Raw genomic sequence first — 5206 nt, forward strand, 5'->3', positions numbered from 1 at the left:
GCCGGCGCGTCCGGCCGTTTGCTCCCCGCCTCCATGTAGGGAAACTGGTAGCGCAGGGTGGCCACGCCCAGGGCCTCCAGCCCGTCGGCGATCGCCGCCATCGACCGGTGTGTCATCCCGGCGCCGGCGCCGTGCGCCAGGACCAGGCAGGCGCTCGCGCCCGCAGGGGCCTGCCAGAGGCCGGAGACGGTCTGGCCGGGCTTGATCTCGATGGTGACGGCTTCGGCGCTCATGGCGTGACCATAGACGATCCGCGCCGGCCTCTGCATGCTTGCGCCGACATGGCCTCCGGCATCGACAAGTACCGCGCCAAGCGCCGCTTCGGCGAGACCCCGGAGCCGGCCGGCAGCATCGGCCAATCCGACACGCCGATGTTCGTGATCCAGAAGCACCACGCGCGCCACATGCATTACGACCTGCGCCTGGAGATGGGCGGTGTGCTGAAGAGCTGGGCGGTGCCGGAGGGGCCCTGCCTCGACCCCAAGGTGCGCCGCTTCGCCAAGCTCGTGGAGGATCATCCGATCGAGTACGGCTCCTTCGAAGGCCGGATCCCCGACGGCAACTACGGGGCCGGCTCGGTGATCATCTGGGACCGCGGCGAGTACGTGACCCTCGACGATCCCGAGAAGCTGATGGCGTCCGGAGAGATCAAGTTCCGTCTCGTCGGCCAGAAGCTCACCGGCGGCTGGACCCTGGTCCAGCTCAAGGACGATCCTACCAACTGGCTCCTGATCAAGGAGCGCGACCCCTCGGCCCGCCCGCTGGCCGACTACGACGTCCTGGTCGAGCAGCCGGACAGCGTGGTCAGCGGCAAGCCGGTGGACGAACCCGAGGCCGCCCCGCGGCGGGCGGTGAGGCGCAAGGCAGCGGGGAAGCTGGCCGGCGCCCTGGCGGCGCCGATGCCGGGGAAGTGGAAGCCGCAGCTGGCCGGCACGGCCGAGGCCCCACCGCGCGGAAAGGGCTGGATCCACGAGCTGAAGTACGACGGATACCGGACCCTCGTCTTCTTCGAGGCTGGCAAGGTCCGCCTGATCACCCGCAACGGCCACGACTGGACCCACCGCTACGGCGCGCTGGCCAAGGCGTTCGAGAAGCTGCCGTGCAAGAGCGCCATTCTCGACGGCGAGGTGGTGGTGCAGGACGCCCGCGGGGCCACCGCCCTCGACCTCCTCGAGCGCGCGCTGTCGGAGGGCGACAGCCATGCGATGACCTATTTCGCCTTCGATCTCGTCTACTTGGACGGCCACGACCTCTCCGCGACGCCGCTGATCGAGCGCAAGCGGGCGCTGGAGGGGCTGATCAGCCCGCTGATGGACGCGAAGTCCCAGATCCAGTTCAGCGACCACGTGGCGGGCGACGGCGAGCCGCTGTTCGCCCAGGCCAGCCGCATGGGCCTGGAGGGGATCGTCTCTAAGCGGGCGGATGCGCGATACGTACAGTCCCGGTCCACCAGCTGGGTGAAGGTCAAGCGGGTGGAGGTTGGCGAGTTCGTAGTCATCGGCTTCATGTCCAACATGCCCAAGGCCGCCTCGTCGCTGATCGTCGCCGAGGAGCGGGGCGGGGAGCTGGTCTACGCCTGCCGGGTCGGCTCCGGGATCGGCGACGCCAAGGCCCGCGAGCTCTACGCCGCCATGTCCGGCGCGATCATCGATAAGCCGGTGGTGGCCGTGCCGAAGACGCCGGGCGCGGTCTGGGTCGCGCCCAACTGGACCGCGGAGGTCGGGTACCGCAGCCGCTCGGCCATCGACGCGCCGCGCGCACCGGTGCTGCTGGGTTTTGCGCCTCGCAAGGCCGCGCGGCCGAAGGCGGTGAAGCCGCGGCTGGTCAGCGACCGCGACCTGGCCGGCATCCACCTCACCAACCCGCAGCGCGAGTTCGTGGGTCCCGATGGTCCGCTGGGGGTGACCAAGCTGGACCTGGCGCTCTACTACGCCCGGGTCGGCGACTGGCTGCTGCCGGAGCTCATCCGCCGGCCGCTGACGGTGATCCGCTGCCCGAGCGGGGACCTGAGGGAGCTGTTCTACCAGCGCCACGCCTTCACCGGTCTGCCGGCCGGCATTCAGACCATCGAGCTCTCCGATGAGGAAGGCCGTAACGCCTACATCGCGGTCACCGAGGCCAAGGGTTATCTGGCCTTGCCGCAATTCGGGGCGGTGGAGTTCCACCTCTGGGGTTGCCGGATCGACGATCCCGAGCACCCGGACCGCATCGTCTTCGACCTGGATCCCGACGAGGCCCTGCCGTGGACGCGGGTGTGCGACGGGGCGGAGGTTCTGCGCGATCGTCTGCAGGCTATGGGCCTCACCCCCTTCCTGCGCACCACTGGCGGCAAGGGGCTGCACCTGATCGTGGCGCTGACCGCCGGCCACGACTGGCCGACGGTGAAGGGTTTCGCCGAGGCGGTCGCCCGCGCGGTGGCGGGCGACGCGCCCGGGCTCTTCACCGCGGTGGCGTCGAAGGCCCAGCGCAAGGGTCGGAGCTACGTCGACTACCTGCGCAACGGCCGGGGCGCGAGTGCGGTGGCGTCGTACTCGCTCCGGGCCCGGCCGGACTTCCCGGCCGCCACGCCGATTGCCTGGGAAGAGTTGCGCAAGCTGTCAGGGGGCGACGCCTTCAACCGTCTTTCAGTGGTGAAGCGCCTGGAGACACTGGCCCAGGACCCCTGGGATGAGCTATTATCAAGTTCTGTAAAGATTAACGCTAAGATGCGACGTGACGTCGGAATGAAGGCTTAGGGGATCGCAGATGGCCGGGCGTGCAAGTTGGAAGGGTTACCTGAAGCTGTCGCTGGTCAGCTGTCCGGTGAAGCTCTTTCCGGCAACCTCCTCCACCGCGGGGAAGATCTCCTTCAACCTTCTGCACAAGGACACGCTGAACCGCGTGTCGCAGAAGTACCACGACCCCGAACTCGGTGAGATCGACCGCGCCGACCTGGTGAAGGGCTACCAGTTCGAGAAGGACCGCTACGTGGTGGTCACCGCCGACGAGCTGGACGAGATCGAGATCGAGTCCTCCAAGACCATCGACATCGACGGCTTCGTCGACGCGAACGACATCGACCCGATCTACTACGACAGCATGTACTACCTGGCGCCCGACGGCCCGATCGCCGAGGAGACCTTCGCCGTCATCCTCGAGGCGATGCGAAAGGTGGGCAAGGTGGCGATCGCGCGCATCGTGCTCTCCGGCCGCGAGCGGCTCGTGACGGTGCAGCCGATCGAGGATGGGTTCCGGCTCACCACCCTGCGCTCCGCCAAGGAAATCCGCGAGCCGGCCAGCGCGCTGGACAAGCTGAACGCCAAGATCGCCGACGACATGCTGGCCATGGCCAGCCAGATCATCAGCTCCAAGCCGGCGGCCTTCGCGCCCGAGGCGTTCGAGGACCGCTACGAGGAAGCCCTGCTGGCCCTGGTGCGCTCCAAGATCGCCGGCGGCCAGCCGGTGATCTCCAAGGCCCCCGAGCGCGGCAATGTCGTGAACCTGATGGACGCGCTGAAGCGCTCCATCGAGGAAGAACGCCGCCCGCCGGCCCCGAGCCTGGCCAAGCCCGCCAAGGGCGCCGCGGCGAAGAAGGCCGGCAAGACCGCCGCCGAGGCCGCTCCCAAGGCCCCTCTGGCCGCCAAGCCGGCGCGGAAGAAGGCGACCGCCGGCTCCTGACCTCCTATTGGCTGGGCCCATGGACCTGCGCGACCGTGCGATAGCCCTCTACGGCCGGTTCTCGCACGGGACCCGCGATGCTCTGGCGCGCCGGATCGAGGCGGCCGGCGGCCAGGTCGCACGCGATTTCACTCGCCGCAGCGACGCCCTGGTGGTGGGCGCGCTGGCCGCCCCGCTCGCGGACTCCGGCGGACTCTCGGCGCGGATCGCGGCGGCCCGGGCGCGCGGCGTCCCGGTGATGGGGGAGCGGGCGTTCACCGCCGCCCTGGCCGGCGAGGCCGCCGCTGCGCCCGCCACCCTGCCGCTTGCCACTGCGCTCGCCGACACCCGCATGACCGCCGCCGATGCGGAGGTGTTGGCTGCTTTCGATCTGATCGGCCTCAACGGCTCGGCGTGCCGCTTCGGCGACGCGGCGGTCATCCGCACGGCTGCAGAACTCGTGGCCCATGGCCGCAGCCTGGGCGAGGCGGTGCGCATCCTGGCCCGCGCCCGCGACCTCAGCCCCCGCGGCCGCCACCGGATCGTGCTGACGCCCACGGGCGAGGCGGCGCTGCAGTGGCCTGACGGCCTCACCACCCTGGAGGGCCAGGGGGTCCTGGCGCTGGACGAGGCGCACGCCAGCGTCGACGACCTGTTCGAGGCCGCCGCGCTGGCAGAGGCGGATGGCGATGGTTCCGAGGCCGCGCGGCTGTACGACCTTTGCATACGCGCCGACCGGCGCGATCCCATCGCCCCCTACAACCTGGGCAACCTGCGTCTCGCCGAAGGCGCCTTCGATCAGGCCGCACTCGCCTATCAGCAGGCGCTCAGCCGCGACCCCGGGTTCGTCGAGGCCCGCTACAACCTGGCCCAGGCCCTGGAGGCGGCCGGACGCCACGGCTCCGCCGCCACTGAGCTTGCCCGCGTGCTCGACGCCGATCCGGCCCACGCCGACGCGGTCTTCAACCTGGCGCAGATCCTGATGCAGACCGGCGACCTGGCCGCGGCCAAGGGCCTCTACGAACGCTACCTGGCGCTGGGGCCGCCGGACGACTGGGCCCAGACGGCCAGGCGCGCCATCCACTATTGCACGGCGAATGCCCGTCCCTGAGGCCGGGACTCCGGCCCTGCGCAAGCCGGGAGGGCGTTGTGGGCCGGAGCGCGCCCGTCTCGCTTCGCTCGCCACCTCCCCAGACCCCGACGGAGTGGCTATATCCGGACCATGTCGGAAGCCCCCACGGCGCCCCTGAAGGGCGCTGCGCTCATCAAGGACGAGGTCAAGCGCCTGCCGGACCGGCCGGGTGTCTATCGGATGATGGGCGAGGACGGGGAGGTCCTCTACGTCGGCAAGGCGCGGTCGCTGAAGAAGCGGGTGATCCAGTACGCCCAGGGCCGCTTCCACACCCAGCGCATCGCCCTGATGGTCGACCAGACGCGGACCATGGAGTTCGTCACCACCCGCACCGAGACTGACGCGCTGCTGCTCGAGATCAACCTGATCAAGCAGCTGAAGCCCCGCTTCAACGTCCTGCTGCGCGACGACAAAACCTACCCCTACATCCGGCTCACG

General features: G+C 69.9%; 5 protein-coding genes. 4 read left to right on the forward strand and 1 reads right to left on the reverse strand.

Going from position 1 to position 5206, the window contains the following annotated elements; all coding sequences use genetic code 11:
* On the reverse strand, positions 1–233 hold a 233-nt coding region (locus QZV94_RS22880; RefSeq protein WP_293682447.1), incomplete at its 3' end, for an alpha/beta family hydrolase.
* A gap of 48 nt (positions 234–281) precedes the next feature.
* On the opposite strand from QZV94_RS22880, the gene ligD reads away from it, so the two are divergent.
* From ligD to QZV94_RS22900, 4 genes are all read left to right on the forward strand, one after another.
* The gene (gene ligD / locus QZV94_RS22885; protein WP_293682449.1) at positions 282–2735 is read left to right on the forward strand and encodes a DNA ligase D; all 2454 of its coding nucleotides are present in this window, start codon (positions 282–284) and stop codon (positions 2733–2735) included.
* A gap of 10 nt (positions 2736–2745) precedes the next feature.
* Complete coding sequence (locus tag QZV94_RS22890; RefSeq protein ID WP_293682451.1) at positions 2746–3657, forward strand: Ku protein; 912 nt, start codon at positions 2746–2748, stop codon at positions 3655–3657.
* A 19-nt stretch (positions 3658–3676) separates the two neighbouring features.
* Positions 3677–4747, forward strand: coding sequence for a tetratricopeptide repeat protein (locus tag QZV94_RS22895; protein ID WP_293682453.1), 1071 nt, complete (start codon positions 3677–3679; stop codon positions 4745–4747).
* 111 nt (positions 4748–4858) lie between these two features.
* The coding region (locus tag QZV94_RS22900) for a GIY-YIG nuclease family protein (protein WP_293682455.1) at positions 4859–5206 on the forward strand (348 nt) is incomplete at its 3' end.

The organism is uncultured Phenylobacterium sp., from assembly GCF_902826855.1.
In the GTDB taxonomy this organism is placed as follows: domain Bacteria; phylum Pseudomonadota; class Alphaproteobacteria; order Caulobacterales; family Caulobacteraceae; genus Phenylobacterium.

What these genes read in the sequence shown, in the direction of transcription:
- ligD (WP_293682449.1), top strand. Translation starts at nt 282, where the DNA reads ATGGCCTCCGGCATCGACAAGTACCGCGCCAAGCGCCGCTTCGGCGAG.
- QZV94_RS22890 (WP_293682451.1), top strand. Translation starts at nt 2,746, where the DNA reads ATGGCCGGGCGTGCAAGTTGGAAGGGTTACCTGAAGCTGTCGCTGGTC.
- QZV94_RS22895 (WP_293682453.1), top strand. Translation starts at nt 3,677, where the DNA reads ATGGACCTGCGCGACCGTGCGATAGCCCTCTACGGCCGGTTCTCGCAC.